Origin of the sequence: Pseudomonas sp. FBF18, from assembly GCF_024261405.1 — a bacterium.
In the GTDB taxonomy this organism is placed as follows: Bacteria; Pseudomonadota; Gammaproteobacteria; order Pseudomonadales; family Pseudomonadaceae; genus Aquipseudomonas; species Aquipseudomonas palmensis.
The window spans coordinates 127,263-143,701 of the sequence record NZ_QKRS01000002.1 but is presented as its reverse complement, the minus strand read 5'-3'; the positions used below and the strand labels follow the sequence as shown (position 1 = coordinate 143,701).

Here is a 16,439-nt window from a genome sequence, read left to right as displayed (position 1 = left end):
GCCTCAAGGATCCGCCCGTGGGCCGCAGGGCATGTTGATCCAGCGCAAAGTCAGCCAAGAAACAGCCGATAGGCCGGGTTGTCGGTCTCGTCCCAGTAGCGATAGCCCATGCCGTCTAGGGTGCCTGGCAACTGCGCCAGCTCATCGTCCGGCACCTGCAGCGCCACGAACACCCGCGCCTCGGCAGCCCCGTGGTTGCGGTAGTGGAACAGGCTGATGTTCCAGCGCTTGCCCAGGCGCTCCAGAAAGCCCAGCAAGGCGCCAGGACGCTCCGGGAACTCGAAGCGCAGCACCCGCTCGTCGAGCGAGGGGGCCGAGTGGCCGCCCACGGTGTGGCGGATATGCAACTTGGCCAGCTCGTTCTCGGTCAGGTCCAGCACCTCGTAGCCCTGCCCGGCCAGGCTGGCCAGCAACTGCGCGCGCGGGTCGGTGTGCGGATGGGTCTGCACGCCGACGAACAGGCGGGCCTCCTTGCCGGGCTGGTAGCGGTAGTTGAACTCGGTGATCTGGCGCTGGCCCAGGGCCTGGCAGAAGGCACGGAAGCTGCCCGGCTGCTCGGGGATGGTCACCGCGATGACCGCCTCGCGCTGCTCGCCCAGTTCGGCGCGTTCGGCCACATGGCGCAGGCGGTCGAAGTTGACGTTGGCACCGGAGTCGATTGCCACCAGGGTCTGGCCCGTCACGCCGCGGCTGGCCACGTACTTCTTGATCCCGGCCACCGCCAGCGCACCGGAAGGCTCGGTGATCGAGCGGGTGTCGTCGTAGATGTCCTTGATGGCCGCGCACAGCTCGTCGCTGCTGACCGTGACCACTTCGTCCACGTAATGCCGGCACACCTCGAAGCAATGCGCGCCGATCTGCGCCACCGCCACGCCGTCGGCGAAGGTGCCGACCTGGGGCAGCACCACCCGCTCGCCAGCGGCCAGCGCGGCCTGCAGGCAGTTAGAGTCATGCGGCTCGACGCCGATCACCTTTACCTGCGGGCGCAGGTACTTGACGTAGGCGGCGATGCCGGCGATCAGGCCGCCGCCACCCACCGGCACGAAGATCGCGTCCAGCTCGCCCGGTTGCTGGCGCAGGATCTCCATGGCCACGGTGCCCTGCCCTGCAATCACGTCCGGGTCGTCGAACGGTGGCACGAACGTGGCGCCTTCGCTCTGGGCCAGTTGCAGCGCATGGGCCAGCGCCCGCGGGAAGCTGTCACCGTGCAGCACCACATTGCCGCCACGCGAGCGCACCCCTTCGATCTTCAGCGCCGGAGTGGTGGTGGGCATCACGATGGTGGCGCGCATGCCCAGTTCACGAGCGGCCAGCGCCACGCCCTGGGCATGGTTGCCGGCGGACGCGGTGATCACCCCGCGCTCGCGCTGCTCGGTGCTCAGGCGACTGAGGCGGGTGTAGGCCCCGCGGACCTTGAAGGAAAAGGTCGGCTGCAGGTCTTCGCGCTTGAGCAGCACGTTATTGCCCAGGGCCTCGGACAGTGCCCGGGCGGGCTGCAGGGGCGTCTCGATGGCCAGGTCATATACCGGTGCGGCAAGAATCCTTCGCACGTAGTCCGACAGCAGGCTGGTGGCGCTGGTCGAGGTGCTGGGGCAGACGGTAAGGCTGGTCATCGGTGACTCCTGGTTTTTTTTGAAGTGCCCAGGAGTCAGAAAGGAAAAACCCGCCTCCAGGGCGGGTTAGGTGCAAGGTGCTCGCTAGCCCGCCAATCTGATAATGGCGGTAATAATGCTGTGCGAAGGCAACGCTGCGAATAAGGTCATGGCAGCGAAACTAGCCCAGGGCCTTTTTCAAGTCAATCATTCATTTTGCGCTCGTGCAGGCTTGCACGCCGCGTTCGTGCGCCGATTCGGGCACGCCGAACACCCGGTCGAAGCCCCACTGGAACACAAAGGCGTACACGAAGAAGAATACGAACAGCGCAAGGTTGGTGCCCAGTGCCGCCCACAGGCTGATGTCCAGCCACCAGGCCACCACCGGCAGCAGGATCAGCACCAGCCCGCCCTCGAAGCCGATGGCATGCAGCAGGCGCCGCACGAAGGTGCGGCTGCGTCGGGCCTGACGTGCCTCCCAGAACTCGAACAGGTAGTTGTAGAGCATGTTCCAGCCCAGGGCCATGCCCGACATGATCACCGACAGCACGGTGGAATGGGCCATGCCCTCATCGAAGGCCAACGCCAGGGCCGGTGCGACACAGGCCACCGCGATGACTTCGTACAGAATGGCCTGGGTGATCTTGCGGGTAACGCCTTGCATGACGGGCTCCTTTCAACGGTATGCCGCGCAGGCTAGGCTGATTGAAGCCGGGTTTCAATGCTGAAGCGGTCAACTGTCGTCGGCCCGCTGGGGCCGGCAGACCGGCCAACACGCTGCCAGGCCATTGCGAGGCTCCCCGAATGGCCTGGCACAGGGCTCAATGGCCCTTGAGCTTGAGGTAGGACTGGTGCAGGTCGGACGCCCAGCCATCGAGCACTGCCTTCACATCGTCGGCCTTCATCACCTGGCTGTCGTTTTCCAGCGGCTTGCCACTGCCCTTGCGCACCACCTGGGCGAGCACCTTGTTGTTGCCGCCATCCAGAAACTGCGCCTCGGTGGCGATATCGGTTTCCTGGTCGCGGATGCCCGAGGCCGTGCTCACCGCTGCCGCCACCAGCGCCACCGGAATCACTTCGTATGCCTTCAGGCCCTCGGTCTTGCTGCTGACGGCCGTGATCGCCGGGCGTACCACGATCACCCCCGGGCCAGGGCCGGTGGCCAGCGGCAACGACTTGCCCAGCTCGCGCTTGAGCGCCTGGTCGTAGTAGTGGGTGATGCCTTGCAGGGTGCTCTGCGGAATCCGCGCGGTAGGCTGCGGCTTGGGATACAGCTGGCTGGGCTCGATGTATACGCTGGTGTAGCGGTCGAGCTTGAGGTTCGGGTCGATCCAGCGCATCACCGTGGCACCGGAGGGCGAGGTGGTCTGCTTGAGACGGCTGTAGTCCTTGAGGAACCCGGAGTACTCGTCGGGCTGCACGGTGCTGCTCGAACAACCGGCCAGGCCCAGCCCGGCCAGGCACAAGGTGCCGATGATCAATGCGTGTTTCATGCGGTCGCTCCAGTGGCGCCTGAAGAAAGGCTTCCTAGGTATAGGCTACAGTTGGCGGTGCATCCATCGACGTGAGGCAACATGGCATTCCACAAACTGGCCCATACCCACCCGCGCCTCAGCGCCGCCGCACTGGTCGGCTGCCTGGGCGGCGTGTTCATCCCGGCAGACAACCTGGTGCAACACATCCTGGCGGGCTGGAACCTCGGGGTCTGGCTGTACCTGCTGCTGGTGTTCTGGCTGACCCTGCGGGCAAAACCGGGCCAGGTGCGCAAGGTGGCCTGCATCGAGGACGAAAATGCCGGGCTGGTGCTGTTTACCGTGAGTATCGCGGCCATCGCCAGCCTTGCCGCAGTCACCCTGCAACTGGCCAGCAGCAAGGGCCTGACCGGCAGCACCCAGGCCCTGCACTACCTGTACACCGGCCTCACCGTGGCCGGCTCGTGGCTGCTGATCGGCACCATCTTCAGCCTGCACTATGCGCGCCTGTTCTACACCAGCACCGCCAAGCAGCCGCTGCTGCGCTTTCCAGACGAGGAGCGCAACCCCGATTACTGGGACTTCCACTACTTCTCGTTCACCCTCAGCGTCGCGGTGCAAACCTCCGATGTGGGCGTCGCCGGGCGTGAACTGCGCCGCGTGGTGCTGGCCCACTCGGTGATCGGTTTCGTGTTCAACACCGCGATTCTGGGTTTCACCATCAACATCGCCGCCGGCCTGCTCAGCTGAGCCCGCCGCTGGTCTGAAATACCCGTGGCCCCACCCTGCCCGCTTCAGCGGCCATGACAGCCTCACCCGCCGCAATGAGGACCACGCAAACGCTTGCGCAACCCACACATAGCAAAAAGCCATTGTGACGCAGGTCAAACATCCTGCAACGGGGCGCAAACAAGCGGCGGACAGCGGCCGCATCGGTGCTATGGTTAGGGTCTTGGCCTTCCCTGGGCAGCGTGTCCCGGGTACAGGCATGCTCAGCGAATCGGGGTCAGCTGTAAAAGGAGGCCGGCATGAACAAGCTCACGTTTCCCAACGCCTGCCAGATGATGCGCTGGCACTTCCATCCCCTGGGCTTTGAAGCCAGCATGGATGCACCGCGCAGCATGGTGGCGCGCGTGTTCGACCGCGCCACCGGCGAAACCCTGCTGGCGATTGCCGGCATTCCGTGCGCCACACTGATGGCGGCGTCGGATGTGGAGCGCATCATCGAAGCGGTGGAAGACGAGCTTGAAGCGTTCCAGCCCTCGTGTGCGCTGCGCTCGGCCTGACGCTGGCGCTCAGGCCTGCCCCACCGCCAGTCTCTCGATATCAGCCATGAAACGCTCGGCCGGCAGCGGCTGACCGAGCAGGTACCCTTGCAGCGAATCACACCCCAGACGGGTCAGGAAGTCCTGCTGGCGGTCGGTTTCCACCCCTTCGGCAACAATCCTCAACCCCAGTGCCTGCCCCAGCGCCACGATGGCCGACACGATCGCGGCATCGTCGCTATCCTGTTCCAGGTCGCGCACGAAGCCACGGTCTATCTTCAACTCGTTGGCCGGCAGGCGCTTCAAGTACATCAGGCTTGAGTAGCCGGTACCGAAATCGTCGATGGACAGGTCCACGCCCATGTCCGACAGGCGCTGCAACACCATCAGGCTCGCATCGGCGTCGTGCATGGCGGTGGTTTCGGTGATCTCCAGGGTCAGGCTGTTGGCCGGCAGGCGATGACGCTGCAAGGCCGACGCCACGCTGTCAACCAGCCCGGCATGGCAGAACTGGATGGCCGACAGGTTCACTGCAACCCGCCAGTTTTCATAGCCCTGGTCCATCCAGCTGCGCATCTGGCGGCAGGCCTCGTCCAGCACCCACTCGCCGATCGGGATGATCAACCCGGTTTTTTCCGCCAGCTGGATGAAGCGATCGGGCAGCAACATGCCGTGCTGCGGGTGCTCCCAGCGCAGCAGGGCCTCGGCACCGATAGGCTGGCGCCCCACCGCATCGAACTTGGGCTGGTAGAACAGGCGCAACTGGCGCTGCTCCAGCGCCATGCGCAGGTCCTGCAGCAACTGCAGCTGCAGGCGCGCGTTGCTGTTCATCGACACATCGAAAAAGCTGTAGGCGTTCTTGCCGGCGCTCTTGGCGTGGTACATGGCCGCGTCGGCATTGCGCAGCAGCTCCATCTGGTCGGCGCCGTTGCCGGGGTACAACACGATGCCGACGCTGGCGGAGATCTGCAGGCTCTGCTCGGCCACCCGAAACGGGCGCGACACCAGGTTGACCTGCTTGGCGGCCACCCCCACCGCGTCTTCAGGCTCGTCCAGTTCCACCAGCAGCACGAACTCGTCACCGCCGATGCGCGCCAGGGTGTCCTGGCTGTGCAGGTGGCCGCGCAGGCGCATCGCCACCTCCTTGAGCAACTGGTCGCCGGTGTGATGGCCGAACGCGTCGTTGACCGGCTTGAACCCGTCCAGGTCGATGAACATCAGCGCAAAGCAGCCGCCCTGCTCGGCCACCTTGGCGATGGCCTGCTCGATGCGGTCGGTCAGCAGGCTGCGGTTGGGCAGCCCGGTGAGGGTGTCGTGCAGCGCCAGCTGGGTCAGCTCCTGGTTGGCCAGGGTCAGCGATTGCGCCAGCTCCGCAGTGCGCGCCTCCAGGCGTGCATCCAGCACCGAGGTCAGCAGCGCCACCGCCAGCACCGCCAGGGTGGTGATCAGCACCAGGTAGTCCAGGCCACTGCCGCTGAGCCCACCGTCCAGCGCGCCACAGAAGCTGCCGTCGGCAAAATTGGCCGCTGCCATGCCGGTGTAGTGCATGCCGACGATGGCAATGCCCATCACCACGGCGGCGCCGCCGCGAATCTGGCGTACATACGGGGTATTGCGGCGCAGGCGGAAGGCGATCCACAGTGCGGCCACCGACGCGCCTACTGCAATCAACAGCGAGGCGGCGAACAGCAGCGGGTCGTAGTCGATGCCCGGTTGCATCTGCATGGCGGCCATGCCGGTGTAATGCATGCTGCTGATGCCCGCGCCCATGATCAGCGCCCCCAGCGCCAGCACGCGGCCCGGCAGGCTCGGCTGGCTCACCAGCCACAGTGCGAAGCCCGACGAAAGCACCGAGATCACCAGCGACAGCGCGGTGAGGCTCAGGTCGTAGCCCAGCTCGATGGGCAGGCTGAAGGCAAGCATGCCGATGAAGTGCATCGACCAGATCCCGGTGCCCAGGGCCAGAGCACCGCCGACCATCCACAGGTACGCGGCACGGCCCTTGGCGGTGGCGATGCGCCCGGTCAGGTCCAGCGCCGTGTAGGACGCCAGAATCGCCACGCACAGCGAAATCAGGACCAGCGAGGAGGAATAACTACCGTTGAGCATGAAGGTTCCAAGGCCCGGTTGACGGGCGCTGTCCCGGCCCGGTGAAAAAACCGATGATTGTACTCAACCTTTAGCGAAACGCACGGAGTTTCCGAGGGATGGCGGGATGTTTTTGGCGAATGGCCATCAGGCTTTGGAACCGCGTCGCGGCCTTCGCCAGCAAGGCTGGCTCCTACAATCACACCGCGGCCTGTAGGCGCCGGCGTTGCCGGCGAACGCCTCGACGCACACTACCTGTCGGTCGCGGTACGGTCTTCAGCAGCGAGGCTGGCTGCCTCCCAGCCGCCCCCCAACGCCGCAATCAACTGCACGCTGGCCACCAGCCGGCCCTGCAGCAGGTTCAGCACGCTGCGTTCATTGCTCAACGCGGTGGTCTGCACGTTCACCACGTCCAGATACCCGATCAGGCCCGCCTTGTACTGGTTCTCGGTCAGGCGCAGCGACTCGCGCGCCGACGCCAGCGCCTCATCGCGCACCTGCGCCTCATCGGCATACACCTTCAGCTGCACCAGGTAGTTTTCCACCTCCTGGAAGCCATCCAGCACGCTCTGACGGTACTGCGCCACAGTCTGGTCATACACGGCCTTGGTACGGTCGACCTCGGCCGAGCGCTTGCCGGCATCGAACAGGGTCACGGCCAACTGCGGCCCCACCGACCAGAATCGGTTCGGCAAGCTGATCCAGTCGCTGAAGCTGCTACTGCTGTAGCCACCGCTCATGCTCAGGGTCAGGTCCGGGAAGTACGCCGCCCGCGCCACGCCGATATTGGCGTTGGCCGCCATCACCTTGCGCTCGGCCGAGGCAATGTCGGGGCGGCGCTCCAGCAGCTGCGACGGCAGCGCCAGCGGGATCTGCGGCAAGGCCGGTATGGTGGTGCTCGGCGCCAGGGCAAATTCGGCCGGCGCCTTGCCCATCAGCACGGCAATCGCATTCTCGAACTGCGCACGTTGCCAGATCAGGTCGATCAGGTCGGCCTGGGTGCTCTTGAGCTGGGTCTGTGCCTGGGCCACCGCGTCCTTGCCCGAAACCCCGGCGCGGTACTGGTTCTGGGTCATGGTCAGCGAACGCTGATAGGCCGCCAGCGTGGCCTCGAGCAGGCGCTTCTGCTCGTCGATCACACGCAGCTGCAGGTAGTTTTGCACCAGCTCCGACTGCAGGCTCAGGCGTATCGCCGCCAGGTCCGCCAGGCTCGCCTCGGCACTCGCCTCGTTGGCGTTCAGGCCCTCACGCAGCTTGCCCCACAGGTCGGCTTCCCAGCTCACGCCCAGCTGGGCGCTGTACGTGTCTCGGATACCGCTGCTGTTGTTGCTCAGGCTCGAACTGCTGCTGCCGGTGCCCTGGCTGGAGCGGGTCTTGCCGGCGCTCAGGTCGAGGCTGGGAAACAGCGAAGCCCGGGCGCTGCGCACCAGGGTCTGGGCCTGGCGGTATTGCGCCTCGTACTGGGCCACCGTCTGGTTGTTGGCATTGAGCTGCTCGACCAGACCGTTGAGCTGCGCATCGCCGTACAGCTCCCACCAGGCCCCGCGCGCCAGGGCGTCGGACGGGTTGGCCTGGGTCCAGCCCTCGGCGTACTTGAACGCCACCGGCTCCGGCGCCTGCGGCCGGTGGTAGTCGGGGCTCAGGGTACAGGCGCTGAGCATCGCCAGGCACAGGGCCGAGGTCAGCAGGCGCGAACCACGGGCCGCCAGCACGCGCTGCAGGGAAGGTGGACAAACATCGGCAGGTCGGGTCATAGCGGGGTTTCCAAAGCAGCGTCGGTACGCACGCCACGCCAGTGATTGAAGCGATGGCGCAGGCGGTCCAGATAGAGGTAGACCACCGGAGTGGTGTAAAGCGTGAGGATCTGGCTGAACACCAGCCCGCCAATGATGGTCAGGCCCAGCGGCTGGCGCATCTCGGCGCCCTCGGCGGTGCTCAGCAGTAACGGCAAGGCGCCCAGGATCGCCGCCAGGGTGGTCATCAGGATCGGCCGCAGACGCAGCAGGCAGGCCCGACGAATCGACTCCTGCGGGCTCAGCCCTTCATGGCGCTCCAGCTGCAGGGCCAGGTCGATCATCAGAATCGCGTTCTTCTTCACCACCCCGATCAGCAGGAACAGCCCCAGCAGCGAGATCAGGCTGAATTCGCTGCCGACCACGTACAGCGTCAGCAGCGCCCCTACCCCGGCCGACGGCAGGGTCGAGAGGATGGTCAGCGGGTGAATGTAGCTTTCATACAGAATCCCCAGCACCAGGTACACCGCCAGCAAGGCGCCGAGGATCATCCAGGGCTGGCCCTCCTGGCTCTTGGTGAAGGCATCGCCGGTACCGCCAAGCTTGGCGATCACGTCCTCGGGCAGGCCGACCTTGGCCACCGCGCGCTCCACCGCGGCCAGCGCCACGTCCTGGCTGACGCCTTCTGCGAGGTCGAACGAGATGTCCTCGGAGGCGAACTGCCCCTCGTGGCTGACACGGTCCTCGGCCAGGCTGTTCTCGTAATGGGCAAAGGTCGACAGCGGCACGCGCGCGCCGTCGGCGGTGATCACCTGGACCTGCTCCAGGGTGCGCGGGTCCTGCGCATACTTGGGGTTGACCTCCATCACCACCTGGTACTGGTTGAGGCTGTCGTAGATGGTCGAGATCTGGCGCTGGCTGTAGGCGTTGTTGAGCACGGCGGTGACCATGTTCATGTCGATGCCCAGGCGCTTGGCCTGCTCGCGATCGACCACCAGGGTCACCTGCTGGGTGCCGCTGCCTTCGCGGGCGTCGATGGCCGTCAGCTCCGGCAGCGCCTTGAACGCCGCCACCACCTTCGGGTACCACTCGCGCAACGCCGTCAGCTCGCCACTTTGCAGGGTGTAGAGAAACTGCGAGCTGCTCTGCTCGCGGCCACCGCCAAACTGCAGGTCCTGGTCGGCCATCAGGAACAGCCGCCCGCCGGGTACCTTGGGCATCTCCTTGCGCAGGCGCTCGATGATCTTCTGCGCCGACTCCTTGCGCTCCTTGATCGGCTTGAGGCGCACCAGCACCATGGCGTTGTTGATGCCGCTGTTGCCGCCGATGAAACCGGCCACGCTCTGCACGGCCGGGTCCTTGAGCAAGGCGCGCCGGTAGATTTCCATCTTCGGCTGCATCACCGCGAACGACAGCCCGTCGTCACCCCGCACAAAGCCCATCAGCTGGCCGGTGTCCTGCTGCGGCATCAGGGTCTTGGGCACCACCACGTACAGCGCCACGTTGACCACGATGGTCACCAGCAGGCTCAGCAGGGTCAGGCGGCGATGGCGCAGCGCCCAGCCCAGGCTGCGGTCGTAGCCGGCCATCATGCGCTGGTTGAGACGCTCGCTCCAGCGCTGCAGGCGGGTCTGCTCGCCGGGGGCGTGAGGTTTGAGCCAGCGCGCGCAGAGCATCGGCGTGAGCGTCAGCGACACCACCAGCGACACCAGGATGGCCGCCGCCAGGGTGATGGAGAACTCGCGGAACAACGACTCGACGATGCCGCCCATGAACAGGATCGAGACGAACACCGCCACCAGCGAGGCGTTCATCGCCAGCAGCGTGAAGCCCACCTCCTTGGCGCCGAGGAAGGCCGCGGCCAGCGGCGCGACGCCTTCGTCGATATGCCGCGAGATGTTCTCCAGCACCACGATGGCGTCGTCCACCACCAGCCCGGTGGCGAGAATCAGCGCCATCAGCGACAGGTTGTTGAGCGAGAACCCGCACAGGTACATCACCGCGAAGGTGCCCACCAGCGACACCGGCACCGCCAGGGTCGGGATCAGCGAGGCGCGCAGGTTGCCCAGGAACAGGAAGACCACCAGGATCACCAGCGCCACGGCGATCAGCAGCGTGTGTTCGGCCTCCTTGAGGGTGGCCTTGATCACCGGCGAGCGGTCCATGGCCACGTTCAGTTGCACGCTGGCCGGCATCAGGTCCTGCAACGCCGGCAACTGCTCCTTGATGCTCTCGATGGTCTTGATGATGTTGGCGCCGGTCTGGCGGTTGATCACCAGCAGCACCGCGTCCTTGTCGTTGAAGAAGCCGCTGTTGTAGCGGTTCTCCACGCCATCGGTGACCTTGGCCACGTGGCTCAGGCGCAGCACCGAGCCGTCCTGGTAGCGAATCACCAGCGGGCCGTAGTCCTTGGCTTTCTCCAGTTGATCGTTGGCCTGTACCTGCCAGCTGCGCTGGGTGTCCTCGATGAAGCCCTTGGGCCGGCGCACGTTGGCGTTGGCGATGGTCTGGCGCACATCGTCCAGGCTCACGCCGTACTGGTTGAGCAGTTGCGGCTCAAGCTCGATACGCACCGCCGGCAGCGAACTGCCGCCGATCTGCACCTCGCCCACACCCGGCACCTGGGACAGGCTCTGGGACAGGATGGTGGAGGCCAGGTCGTAGAGCTGGCCCTTCTGCAGCACATCGGAGGTCAGCGACAGCACCATGATCGGTGCCTGGGCCGGGTTGAACTTGTTGTAGGTGGGCATGCTCTTCATGCCGCTGGGCAGCAGGTTGCGCGTGGCATTGATGGCCGCCTGCACCTCGCGTGCGGCGCCATCGATGTCGCGCCCCATGTCGAAGCCCAGGATCACCCGCGTGGAGCCCTGGCTGGAACGGCTGGTCAGGGTGTTGACCCCGGCGATGCTGCCCAGCGAGCGTTCCAGCGGGGTTGCCACGGTGGAGGCCATCACCTCGGGGCTGGCCCCGGGCAGGCTGGCCGACACCACGATCACCGGGAAGTCCATCTGCGGCAGCGGCGCCACCGGCAGCAGGCCGAAGCTGACCCCGCCCAGCAGCATGATGGCCAGGCTCAGCAGCATGGTCGCCACCGGGCGACGGATAAACGGGCCGGAGAGGTTCATGCGTCGGCCTGTTGCGGGTCAGGCTGACGGCGCCAGCGACGCGCCAGGCGGTCGAAGTACAGGTAGATCACCGGCGTGGTGAACAGCGTCAGCACCTGGCTCACCAGCAGCCCGCCAACCATCACCAGGCCCAGCGGCTGGCGCAGCTCGGCGCCCGAGCCGGTGGCGAGCATCAGCGGGATGGCCCCGAACAGCGCCGCCAGGGTGGTCATCAGGATCGGCCGGAAGCGCAGCAGCGCCGCCTGGTAGATCGCCGTCTGCGGGTCCATGCCCTGGTTGCGTTCGGCCTCCAGGGCAAAGTCGATCATCATGATCGCGTTCTTCTTGACGATACCGATCAGCAGGATGATACCGATGATCGCGATCATGCCCAGGTCGTTGCCACTGATCATCAAGGCCAGCAGCGCGCCCACTGCGGCCGAGGGCAGGGTCGAAAGGATGGTCACCGGGTGGATGTAGCTCTCGTAGAGCACGCCGAGCACGATGTACATGGTCACCACCGCCGCCAGAATCAGCAGCAGGGTGCTCGACAGCGACGCCTGGAAGGCTTCGGCCGCGCCCTGGAAGCGGGTCTGCACGCCCAGCGGCATGCCGATCTGCTGCTGCACCTGCTCGATGACCTTGACGCCCTCGCCCAGCGACACGCCTTCGGCCAGGTTGAACGACATCATCACCGCCGGGAACTGGCCGATGTGGGCAATGGCCAGTTGCGCCTGGCGCTGCTCCACATGGGCCAGGCTCGACAGGCGCACCTGCGCGCCATCGGTGGTCTTGACGTAGATCTGGTCGAGCACCCTGGGCCCAAGGTCGGCCGCCGCAGCGGCCTGCAGCACCACGCGGTACTGGCTGGCCTGGGTATAGATGGTGGAGATCTGGCGCTGGCCGAAGGCGTCGTACAGCGCGTTGGTGATTTCCGACACGTTGATGCCCAGACGGCTGGCGGCGTCGCGGTCGATCACCAGAAACACCTGCAGGCCCTTGTCCTGCAGGTCGCTGGCCACATCGGTCAGCTCGGAGCGATCATGCAACGCATCCACCAGCTTGCCGCTCCACTGCGCGAGCAGGTCGGCATCCGGCGACGACAGGCTGAACTGGTACTGGGTGCGGCTGACGCGGTCTTCGATGCTCAGGTCCTGCACCGGCTGCATGAACAGGCGAATGCCCACCAGCTTGTCCAGTTGCGGTTGCAAACGGGTGATGACCTGCGAGGCAGTGATGTCGCGCTCGCCGTGGGGCTTGAGGTTGATCAGCAACCGGCCGCTGTTGAGCGTGGCGTTGTCGCCGTCGACGCCGATGTACGACGACAGGCTCTGCACGGCCGGGTCCTGCAGGATCACCGCGCTCAGTTCCTGCTGGCGCTGGCTCATGGCGGCGAACGAGATCGACTGCGGGGCTTCGGAAATACCCTGGATCACCCCGGTGTCCTGCACCGGGAAAAAGCCCTTGGGCACCGCCAGGTACAGCAGCACGGTCAGGCCCAGGGTCGCCACCGCCACCAGCAGGGTCAGCGGCTGGTGGCGCAGCACCCACTGCAGGCCGCGACCATAGTGGGCGATCATCCAGTCGATCCAGGCACCGCTGGCGCGATAGAAGCGCCCCTGTTCCTCTTCCCTGGGCTCGCGCTTGAGCAGGCGCGCGCACATCATCGGCGTGAGGGTCAGCGACACCACCAGCGAGATCAGGATCGCCACCGCCAGGGTGATGGCGAACTCGCGGAACAACCGCCCCACCACGTCGGCCATGAACAGCAGCGGGATCAGTACCGCGATCAGCGAGAAGGTCAGCGAGATCAGGGTGAAGCCGATCTGCCGGGCGCCCTTGAGCGCGGCCTGCATCGGCGTCTCGCCCTCCTCGATATGCCGCGAGATGTTCTCCAGCATCACGATGGCATCGTCCACCACGAAGCCGGTGGCGATGGTCAGGGCCATCAGCGTGAGGTTGTTGATCGAGAACCCGGCCAGGTACATCACGCCGAAAGTGCCGATCAGCGACAGTGGCACGGCGATCGACGGGATGAGGGTGGCGCTGGCCCGGCGCAGGAACAGGAAGGTCACCAGCACCACCAGCACGATGGCGATCAGCAGCTCGTGCTGCACATCCTTGACCGAAGCACGGATGGTCTGGGTGCGGTCGGTGAGCACCACCACGTCCAGCCCCGCCGGCAGGTTGTCGGTGATCGACGGCAGCAGCGCCTTGATCCGGTCGACCACCTCGATGACGTTGGCCCCAGGCTGGCGCTGGATGTTCAGCAGCACTGCCTGGCTCTGGTTGGCCCAGGCCGCCAGGCGCTCGTTCTCGGCGCCGTCGACGATCTCGGCAACGTCCTTCAGGCGCAGCGGCGCACCGTTCTTGTAGGCCAGGATCAGGTTGGCGTATTCCTCGGGGGAGCGCAGCTGGTCGTTGGCGTCGAGCATCGAGACCCGCGTGGGGCCGTCGAAGTTGCCCTTGGGCTGGTTGACGTTGGAGGCGCCGATCAGGGTGCGCACGTCGGCCAGGTTCAGCCCGGCCGAGGCCAGCGCGTCAGGGTTGACCTTGATGCGTACCGCCTGGCGCTGGCCACCGGCGATGCTGACCATGCCCACACCGCTGATCTGTGCGATCTTCTGCGCCATGCGCGTGTCGACCAGGTCGTTGAGCTTGGGCAGCAGCATGGTCTTGCTGGTGATGGCCAGGGTCAGTACCGGGGTATCGGCCGGGTTGACCTTGTTGTACACCGGCGGCGCCGGCAGGTCGCTGGGCAACAGGTTGCTGGCTGCGTTGATCGCCGCCTGCACCTGCTGCTCGGCGACGTCCATGTTCATTTCGAGGCTGAAGCGCAGGGTCAGTACCGAGGCACCGCCCGAACTGGTCGAGGCCATCTGGGTAAGCCCGGGCATCTGCCCGAACTGGCGCTCCAGCGGCGCGGTGACGGCGCTAGTCATCACCTGCGGGCTGGCACCGGGGTACAGAGTGATGACCCGGATGGTCGGGTAATCGACCTGGGGCAAGGCCGCCACGGGCAGCAACGTGTAGGCGATCAGGCCGGCCAGCACGATGGCAAGCATGCTCAGCGTGGTGGCGACCGGGCGCAGGATGAACAGCCGCGAAAGGTTCATGCGCCAGCCTTGCCCTGCTCGCCCGGCGTGGCCGAGAGGTCTTTCTTGTCCTGGCCCTGCAGGTGCTGGCCTGGAGTGGCGGGCACGTCGCTGCTGTCGTTGACCACTTCCACCTCGCTGCCGTCACGCAGGCGGTCGGTGCCTTCGAGCACCACGCGCTCGCCTTTGGCCAGGCCTTCCTTGACCACCGTGAGGTCGCCGTCGCTGGCGCCGAGCTTGAGGCTGCGGATGGTCACCTTGTTGTCGCCGTCCATCACGTAGGCGAAGGTGCCGTTGGTGCCGAACTGCATCGCGGCCGATGGCGCCAGCACCACGTCCTTCAAGGTGTCGGCCAGCAGGCGCACGTTGACGAACTGGTTGGGGAACAGCATTTCATCCTGGTTTTCGAACCCGGCCTTGAACTTCAGGGTGCCGGTGGTGGTGTCGATCTGGTTGTCCAGGCTGCTCAGCACGCCCACCGAGAGCTGCTGGGTGTCGCCGCGGTCCCACGCCTGCACCGGCAGCTGGGCCCCGCTGCGGTAGCGCGACAGCACGGTGCTCAGCTCGGTTTCCGGCAGGGTGAAGACCACGGTGATCGGCTGGGTCTGGGTGATCACCACCAGTGCCGTGGTGTCGTTGGCCGCCACCAGGTTGCCGACGTCCAGCTGGCGCAGGCCCAGGCGCCCGCTGATGGGGGCACGAATCCTGGTGAAGTCGAGGTTGAGCCTGGCATCGCCCACCGCCGCCTGGTTGGTCTTGATGGTGCCCTGGTACTGGGCTACCAGCGCGGCCTGGGTATCGAGGGTCTGCTTGGCGATGCTGTCTTCGGCGAACAGGCCCTTGTAGCGCTCAAGGTCGATCTGGGCGTTTTTCAGCTGCGCCTGGTTCTGTGCCAGGGTGCCTTCGGCCTGCTGCAGGGCGATCTGGTAGCTGCGCGGGTCGATCTCTGCCAGCAGGTCGCCGGCCTTGACCCGCTGGCCTTCCTTGAAGTTGATCTTGACCAGCTCGCCGCCCACGCGGCTGCGCACGTTGACCGTGTTGGTCGCGGTCACGGTGCCCAGGGCCTTGTAGTACAGCGGGAAGTCGCCCACGGTGGCCGGCGCCACACGCACCGGTACCGGCCCGCCGAACGCGCCGAAACCTGGCCGCCCGCCCCCCGGCTTGCCTGCGCCCGGGGCCTTGTTCGCCGGCGATGAAGGCCAGAATACCCAGCACAGGCCGGCAATCAGCAGCAGGACCAGCAGGCTCAGCAGCCAGCGACGGGAGTGACGAGGACGGGCGGTTTGCATCGGTTGATCGGCCATTGTGCGGAAAGACTTCTCTTGAGGAGGCTGAACGATAAGCAGTAGAGCGGTTTTAGCAAAGCGCCTTTACCGGCTATTTACCTAGAGCTGACGTTGGCAAAGTGCTGAACTATAAATAAAAACGGCCTGGGCTAAGGCCAGGCCGTTACAACTTTTTTCAAATAACCTTTCTATTTCAACACCGCCCCCCTGTGGGAGCTGGCTTGCCAGCGAAGGCATCCATGCGGTGCATGAAAACTCGCGGTGCCTGAATGCGTTACTTCAGTACCGCCAGCGCCGCGTCGTAGTTCGGCTCTTCGGCGATTTCCTTGACCAGTTCGGCGTGCAGCACCTTGTCGTTTTCGTCCAGTACCACGACTGCACGGGCAGTCAGGCCCTTGAGCGGGCCGTCGGCGATGGCCACGCCGTAGTTCTGGATGAATTCGGCACCACGCAGGGTGGACAGGTTCTTGACGTTTTCCAGGCCTTCGGCGCCGCAGAAGCGTGCCTGGGCGAACGGCAGGTCGGCCGAGATGCACAGTACCACGGTGTTGGCCAGTTCGTTGGCCTTGGCGTTGAACTGGCGCACCGAGGTGGCGCAGGTTGGGGTGTCGACGCTCGGGAAGATGTTCAGCACTTTACGCTTGCCGGCGAAGGAAGCCAGGGTCACGTCGGACAGGTCGCCCGCCACCAGGGAAAACGCAGGTGCCTGGGCACCGACTTTCGGCAGTTCGCCGTTGACCTGAACCGGGTTGCCTTTGAGAGTCACTTGAGCCATGAAAGAAGTCCTTATGCGGGGGTGAGTAA

Annotated in this window: 11 protein-coding genes; 2 read left to right on the top strand and 9 right to left on the bottom strand. The window is 65.6% G+C overall.

Annotated features, from left to right (window positions below):
* Positions 1-50: 50 nt before the first annotated feature.
* From ilvA to DN387_RS04495, 3 genes are all read right to left on the bottom strand, one after another.
* A complete protein-coding gene (gene ilvA / locus DN387_RS04505) occupies positions 51-1,613 on the bottom strand; it encodes a threonine ammonia-lyase, biosynthetic (RefSeq protein WP_054914575.1) in 1,563 nt (520 codons plus the stop codon).
* 190 nt (positions 1,614-1,803) lie between these two features.
* Positions 1,804-2,256: a PACE efflux transporter gene (locus DN387_RS04500; RefSeq protein WP_043861441.1), complete on the bottom strand. Its 453-nt coding sequence runs from the start codon at positions 2,254-2,256 to the stop codon at positions 1,804-1,806.
* A gap of 157 nt (positions 2,257-2,413) precedes the next feature.
* On the bottom strand, positions 2,414-3,085 hold the full coding sequence (locus tag DN387_RS04495; RefSeq protein ID WP_043861440.1) for a DUF3313 domain-containing protein: 672 nt from the start codon (positions 3,083-3,085) through the stop codon (positions 2,414-2,416).
* A gap of 81 nt (positions 3,086-3,166) precedes the next feature.
* On the opposite strand from DN387_RS04495, the gene DN387_RS04490 reads away from it, so the two are divergent.
* Together DN387_RS04490 and DN387_RS04485 are read left to right on the top strand one after the other, a co-directional pair.
* Positions 3,167-3,814, top strand: coding sequence for a DUF1345 domain-containing protein (locus DN387_RS04490; RefSeq protein WP_054914577.1), 648 nt, complete (start codon positions 3,167-3,169; stop codon positions 3,812-3,814).
* Between the two features lie 278 nt (positions 3,815-4,092).
* Positions 4,093-4,350 carry a DUF1652 domain-containing protein gene (locus DN387_RS04485; protein WP_043861439.1) on the top strand — a complete coding sequence of 86 codons (258 nt, stop codon included), beginning with the start codon at positions 4,093-4,095 and terminating at the stop codon, positions 4,348-4,350.
* Between the two features lie 9 nt (positions 4,351-4,359).
* Here DN387_RS04485 and DN387_RS04480 read toward each other — a convergent pair whose 3' ends face one another.
* From DN387_RS04480 to tpx, 6 genes are all read right to left on the bottom strand, one after another.
* Entirely contained in the window at positions 4,360-6,438 is a 2,079-nt protein-coding gene (locus DN387_RS04480; RefSeq protein WP_058540139.1) for a bifunctional diguanylate cyclase/phosphodiesterase, read from the bottom strand.
* A gap of 230 nt (positions 6,439-6,668) precedes the next feature.
* The gene (locus DN387_RS04475; RefSeq protein WP_054914580.1) at positions 6,669-8,171 is read right to left on the bottom strand and encodes an efflux transporter outer membrane subunit; all 1,503 of its coding nucleotides are present in this window, start codon (positions 8,169-8,171) and stop codon (positions 6,669-6,671) included.
* Positions 8,168-11,275 (bottom strand): efflux RND transporter permease subunit, encoded by a 3,108-nt coding sequence (locus DN387_RS04470; protein ID WP_043861436.1) that lies wholly within the window; start codon positions 11,273-11,275, stop codon positions 8,168-8,170. The genes DN387_RS04475 and DN387_RS04470 overlap by 4 nt, the downstream gene beginning before the upstream one ends.
* Positions 11,272-14,370 (bottom strand): MdtB/MuxB family multidrug efflux RND transporter permease subunit, encoded by a 3,099-nt coding sequence (locus DN387_RS04465; RefSeq protein ID WP_054914581.1) that lies wholly within the window; start codon positions 14,368-14,370, stop codon positions 11,272-11,274. Before DN387_RS04465 ends, DN387_RS04470 begins: the two co-directional genes overlap by 4 nt.
* Positions 14,367-15,653 carry an MdtA/MuxA family multidrug efflux RND transporter periplasmic adaptor subunit gene (locus tag DN387_RS04460; protein WP_043861434.1) on the bottom strand — a complete coding sequence of 429 codons (1,287 nt, stop codon included), beginning with the start codon at positions 15,651-15,653 and terminating at the stop codon, positions 14,367-14,369. The genes DN387_RS04465 and DN387_RS04460 overlap by 4 nt, the downstream gene beginning before the upstream one ends.
* Positions 15,654-15,909: 256 nt before the next feature.
* A complete protein-coding gene (gene tpx / locus DN387_RS04455) occupies positions 15,910-16,410 on the bottom strand; it encodes a thiol peroxidase (protein ID WP_043861433.1) in 501 nt (166 codons plus the stop codon).
* Between the last annotated feature and the right edge of the window lie 29 nt (positions 16,411-16,439).

What these genes read in the sequence shown, in the direction of transcription:
- DN387_RS04475 (WP_054914580.1), bottom strand. Translation starts at nt 8,171, where the DNA reads ATGACCCGACCTGCCGATGTTTGTCCACCTTCCCTGCAGCGCGTGCTG.
- DN387_RS04500 (WP_043861441.1), bottom strand. Translation starts at nt 2,256, where the DNA reads ATGCAAGGCGTTACCCGCAAGATCACCCAGGCCATTCTGTACGAAGTC.
- ilvA (WP_054914575.1), bottom strand. Translation starts at nt 1,613, where the DNA reads ATGACCAGCCTTACCGTCTGCCCCAGCACCTCGACCAGCGCCACCAGC.
- DN387_RS04470 (WP_043861436.1), bottom strand. Translation starts at nt 11,275, where the DNA reads ATGAACCTCTCCGGCCCGTTTATCCGTCGCCCGGTGGCGACCATGCTG.
- DN387_RS04465 (WP_054914581.1), bottom strand. Translation starts at nt 14,370, where the DNA reads ATGAACCTTTCGCGGCTGTTCATCCTGCGCCCGGTCGCCACCACGCTG.
- DN387_RS04485 (WP_043861439.1), top strand. Translation starts at nt 4,093, where the DNA reads ATGAACAAGCTCACGTTTCCCAACGCCTGCCAGATGATGCGCTGGCAC.
- tpx (WP_043861433.1), bottom strand. Translation starts at nt 16,410, where the DNA reads ATGGCTCAAGTGACTCTCAAAGGCAACCCGGTTCAGGTCAACGGCGAA.
- DN387_RS04490 (WP_054914577.1), top strand. Translation starts at nt 3,167, where the DNA reads ATGGCATTCCACAAACTGGCCCATACCCACCCGCGCCTCAGCGCCGCC.
- DN387_RS04495 (WP_043861440.1), bottom strand. Translation starts at nt 3,085, where the DNA reads ATGAAACACGCATTGATCATCGGCACCTTGTGCCTGGCCGGGCTGGGC.
- DN387_RS04480 (WP_058540139.1), bottom strand. Translation starts at nt 6,438, where the DNA reads ATGCTCAACGGTAGTTATTCCTCCTCGCTGGTCCTGATTTCGCTGTGC.
- DN387_RS04460 (WP_043861434.1), bottom strand. Translation starts at nt 15,653, where the DNA reads ATGGCCGATCAACCGATGCAAACCGCCCGTCCTCGTCACTCCCGTCGC.